This is a genomic window from Bartonella sp. AC70YNML, from assembly GCF_042196545.1.
Lineage (GTDB): Bacteria > Pseudomonadota > Alphaproteobacteria > Rhizobiales > Rhizobiaceae > Bartonella.
The window spans coordinates 1-5,616 of the sequence record NZ_JBHIQK010000025.1 but is presented as its reverse complement, the minus strand read 5'-3'; the positions used below and the strand labels follow the sequence as shown (position 1 = coordinate 5,616).

The 5,616-nt window shown below is 37.5% G+C and carries 1 protein-coding gene and 1 pseudogene; both read left to right on the top strand.

Translation table 11 applies throughout. From position 1 onward, the window contains the following. Positions 1-2,102 (top strand): YadA-like family protein (locus ACFIMU_RS08395; protein WP_375697012.1); only part of this gene is annotated, 2,102 nt, incomplete at its 5' end. A 1,142-nt stretch (positions 2,103-3,244) separates the two neighbouring features. Further along, positions 3,245-5,616 (top strand): annotated as a pseudogene (locus ACFIMU_RS08390) (hypothetical protein); the annotation flags it as partial.

The following is a 5,616-nucleotide window of genomic DNA, read 5'->3' as shown; positions in this document are numbered from 1 at the left end:
AGAGCTATCATAATGTTGCAGATGCCTTTACAGGCGTAAATAGTTCTTTCACGAATCTTGATAAAAAGATTGAAAATGTAGTCATTAATTCAGCAGGAAATAACCTTGTTAAGCAAGATGATACGGGGCTTATTACCATTGGTGGAAAAGTAAGTGGAACGAGGGTAAGTATTGCGAACGTTAATAATGCTGTACGGACTCTTTCAGGTGTTAATGCTGGTTCTATTACAGCAACATCGACTGATGCAATCAATGGTTCTCAAGCTTATGCTATGAGCAATATGATTGCTAGCTATTTCAGTGGTAATGCTGGATATGATGCAGATGGAAACTGGAGTGCTCCTACTTTTACAGTTAAGGTCTTTGATAAGGATGGTAATGGAGCTGAAAGAGACTATAAGAATGTTGCAGATGCCTTTACAGGCGTAAATAGTTCTTTCACGAATCTTGATAAAAAGATTGAGAATATAGTCATTAATGGGACAGGTGATGATCTTGTTAAGCAAGATGCAGGTGGATTTATTACCATTGGTGGAAAAGTGAGTGGAACGAGGGTAAGTATTGCGAACGTTAATAATGCAGCACGGACTCTTTCAGGTGTTAATGCTGGTTCTATTACAGCAACATCGACTGATGCAATTAATGGTTCTCAAGCTTATGCTATGAGCAATGTAGTTGCTAGCTATTTCAGTGGTAATGCTGGATATGATGCAGATGGAAACTGGAATGCTCCTACTTTTACAGTTAAGGTTTTTGATAAGAATGGTAATGGAGCTGAAAAGAGCTATCATAATGTTGCAGATGCCTTTACAGGCGTAAATAGTTCTTTCACGAATCTTGATAAAAAGATTGAAAATATAGTCATTAATTCGGCAGGGAATAACCTTGTTAAGCAAAATAGCGCTGGACTTATTACGATTGGTGGAAATGAAGCTGGTAATAGAATAGATATTGCAAACAGTGTAAATGCTCCACGAATTCTCTCTGGGATTAGGGGTGGTGCATTTACAGCAACATCGACCGAAGCAGTAAATGGTGGCCAGCTTTATTTTATGGCTCAGGCATTTGCGAGTTATTTCGGCGGTGGTGCTGGATATGATGACTCTGCAACGTGGAATGATCCTACTTTTACAGTTAAGGTCTTTGATAAGGATGGTAATGAGACTCAGAAAAGCTATAAGAACGTTGCAGATGCATTTGCTGGTGTGAATAATGCTTTAACAACTTTGAATCTTGGTATTGTTAAGATAAATAATGGCCTTGGTGTTGGTGAAACAGAGGTTCCACCGAGGAGTGGTGATAGGCAGAATATTACAGCTGGCTTTCCTTTTATGAGAAGCGCACGTCTTCTAAGAAGCTTACCTCTTATCATAGATGAGGCGGAAAATTCTATGGATGAGGAGGATAATTCAACCGTGGTAACTGTTGCTCCTAGTGAAATTTTAGAAAAGTCAACTTATGAGGTGACTGACAATCAGTTTTCACAGATGAGTAACAGGGTAACAGAAGTTGAAAACAAGGTAAACAGCGTTACAAACAGGGTAACAAACATTGAAAAAAAGGTGGATATTGCGGTTAGCTATGATACCGATGATAGCGGAAAGAAAACCAATAGCATCACTCTAAAAGGTGTTAATGACAGTGACCCTGTCCTGATAGACAATGTAGCGGATGGTAGGATTGAGAAAGGTTCTAAGGAAGCTGTTAATGGTGGTCAGTTGCATGATTATACTGAAGAGCAGATGAAGATAGTTCTTAATGATGCGAACAAATATACGGCTGATCAAGTCAGTAAAGGTGTTAACGAGGCGAAATCCTATACCGATATGAAGTTTGACGCACTAAGTTATGATATTACGAATGTGCGCAAAGAGGCTAGGCAAGCAGCAGCGATTGGTTTGGCAGTGTCTAACTTACGTTACTTCGATGATCCAGGATCTGTGAGTGTTTCATTTGGTGGCGGTTTTTGGCGTGGACAATCTGCCTTTGCGATTGGTGCAGGTTATACATCTGAAGATGGCAAGATTCGTTCTAATTTATCAGCAACCAGTGCTGGCGGTAAGTGGGGTGTAGGTGGTGGAATAACTCTAAAATTAAAATAACACCAGAGAATATGAAAAACTACAATTTAAGCGAAGTTTCGCCCTTGTCTTATCAGACAAGGGCGAATTTATATTATCAGAGTAATATACTTATAAAGTCTCATCACAATATATTCTATAGGAATAATTTTAGTGAGATTGAATTGAGTAAAAAATGAAGCGCTTTAATAAAAATTTTACAAATGCAGAGTAATATTATCATATAAATTGATAGAGTGCATAATTGCACAGTATTTTAAAACTGTACGTTTTATAATTTCATTAATAAAAAATATCCATTGGGGGGATATGCTTAAAGAAACAAAAAAATCTCACTTTTTACTATTTTAATTATTTCTCTGTACACAGCAGTGGCAATGAAACTAAGACTCATTTTGGACAAAACGGAGATACCTCAAACTGACTGTAAAACAGAACCTCTACATAAGTCTATAACGCGTAAAAGTTATGAATTTTTATTATAGAGAATTTTACGTTACATAAATCAGAAAGACTCATTCTGTAAAAATAATTAAATTCATTTTTCTCCTTGCTATTTTGTTTAAAATTCTATAAGACTCATTCTGGAACAAACAGAACAAAAAAATTCTCGCAAAGGGAGGTGCGGAAAGTTATGAAAGAATCACACGATTGTCGTCATTTTGCTCTAAAATCTTTCAAGGAAAATGACTCGAGAAATCAAGAAACAAATCACTTGTTCTTGTGATAAAACCACAATAATCCTATAAAAGTTTTACCTGAACTTGTCACGCGGTCTAAATGACATAAACCTTTCCCTCATAAATATTCACTGTCCATTAAGCATACAAAACGAACTCTTTTATTTCAAATAACTATAAATCACACATCTAACAGTAGCGTACAAATATGTCCCTTTCATTCTCTATTCTTACCCGCAAATTCAGAAATTACTACAAACAAACAACTTGCTTAAAGGCAGAATAAACCAAAACCTCACTAACCAAACTATTAATCAACGTTAATCGTAATCTCATCGGAGTTCTAATCTGCTCCTTTCAATCTTTGCGAAAAACCTAAGCTTTATAAAGAACAGACGAAAAACAAATCCTCAAATTACCTTTAGTGCTGAAATATGTCTTTTTAATGTTCTTGATATATTTTTCTTACTTGGAGAATTTATTATGAAAAAATTATGTACCACATCAAAGGCGCCAGTGGTGAATGGTTTTAAAAATTCTTGCTTGTTTTATCAATTACCTTTTATTAAAGCACTTTCAGTGGCTTCAGTGATTGTTTTTTTATCAACCCTTTTTCCTGTTTTTGCTACTGCTCATATTGTAAATGACGTATCAAACGATTTTAGTGGTGCTACAAATGTGCTTAAAGGTATTCCGCCAGCCTATATCGTTGGCAGTAAATTATACAAAGAGAGTGGCTCTGCAGGTATGGGGGGTGAAGAAAACTTCAAAAACTTAAAATATAATATTAACTTTCAAACTAAAAATGCTTTTGATACTGCATTTTTGGGCAGTGAAGGTTATGAGAATGTAGTGGAAGCATTTTCTGGCGCTAAGAATGATTTCACAAGTTTGAATCATCAGATTATTGAAATAAAAGAGTCTCCTGTCATTGAGAAGAAACAAAATAATCTATCTCAAGGGTATGATCAGCATGAGAATATAGACAGAGGCAACCTTCCTTTTATGAGGAGTTCACTCCCATCACTAAGCCGAGCGGATGAAGACAGGGCGGTAAGTATTGCTGCTAGCTCACCATTAACGAAGTTAACTATTAAGAATAGTGAAGGTAAATCTCGGACTCTTTTGGATGTTTCTCCTGGTAGGATCTCAGGAGGCTCAACCGATGCTGTAAATGGTTCCCAGCTTTATATCCTAGGGAGCAGTGTTGCAAAATCTTTAGGTGGTAATGCTAAGTATGAAAATGGCGCATGGACAGCACCTAAATTCACGGTTAAAAAATTTGCATCTGATGGCAGTGTTTCTGACTCGACTTATGACAGTGTCGCATCTGCCTTTGCCGGTGTTGGTGATTCCATTACGAATATTAAGAATGAGATTACAAAAGAAATTGCTGGTGAAAAAAGTGATTCTTTAATTTGGAGCAAAACGGCGAATGCCTTTGTGGCGACACATGGTGAAGAGAATACAAGTAGCAAGATTACGTCTCTTAAAAATGGAGACATTACAGCAACCTCAACTGATGCCATAAATGGTTCTCAGCTTCATACCCTAGGAAGCAGTGTTGCAAAATCTTTAGGTGGTAATGCTAAGTATGAGAATGGCACGTGGACAGCACCTAAATTCACGGTTAAAAAATTTGCATCTGATGGCAGTGTTTCTGACTCGACTTATGACAGTGTCGCATCTGCCTTTGCCGGTGTTGGTGTTTCATTCGAGAATGTTAAAGATAAATTTAATAATATTAAGGATGAAATTAGCAAAGAGATTGAAAAGGACATTACGGCTGCTAAAAATGACGCTTTGTTGTGGGATAAGTCCAAAGGTTCTTTTGTAGCGATACATGGAGACAAGAAAGAAAACAGCAAGATTACATCTCTCCAAAATGGAGATATTTCTGCTATTTCAACGGATGCTGTAACGGGTAATCAGCTTCATACCCTAGGTGATAAAGTTGCAAAATCTTTAGGTGGTAACGCTAAATATGAGAATGGCACATGGACAGCTCCTACATTCAAGGTTAAAATAATCAATTCTGAAGGCCATGATGAAGAGAAAAGCTATGGTAATGTAGCGGAAGCGTTTTCCGGTGTAGGTAGCTCTTTTACGAATATTAAGAATGAAATAGGCAAAGACATTGCCGATGTGAAAAGTGATTCCTTGAACTGGAGCAAAACGGCGAATGCCTTTGTTGCAACGCATGGATCAGGTGAAGCGAAGACAAATAGCAAACTTACATCTCTATTAGATGGGGACATTAAATCTGGCTCGACGGATGCAGTAACGGGTAACCAGCTTCATAAATTGGGCGATCAGGTAGCAACATATTTTGGTGGTAATGCTAAGTATGAAAATGGCACATGGACAGCTCCTTCTTATAAAATCTCTACTATTACTAATGATGGTGCGGTAACGGATAATACTTATAACGATGTTGGAAGTGCGTTTGCGGGTCTTGATACGAGTGTCCAGAATGTAAATACGCATCTGTCTAATGAGGTCAAAAAGTTTGATGAAAAAATAAGTAATATTACTCAATCAGTTCAAGGTGATTCCTTGTTGTGGAGTGAAACGGCTAAAGCCTTTGTTGCAACGCATGGCTCAGGGGATGCGAAGACAAATAGCAAGCTTACATCTCTATTAGATGGGGATATTAAATCTGGCTCGACGGATGCAGTGACGGGTAACCAGCTTTTTGCGACCAATAAGAGTGTTGCAACTTATTTAGGTGGTGGCGCTAAATATGAAGAAGGTCAATGGACCGCTCCTACATTCACGGTTAAAGGCTTTAAAGAAGATGGTACAACAGAAGATAAAGAATATCACGATGTAGCATCTGCGTTTGCTGGAGTAGG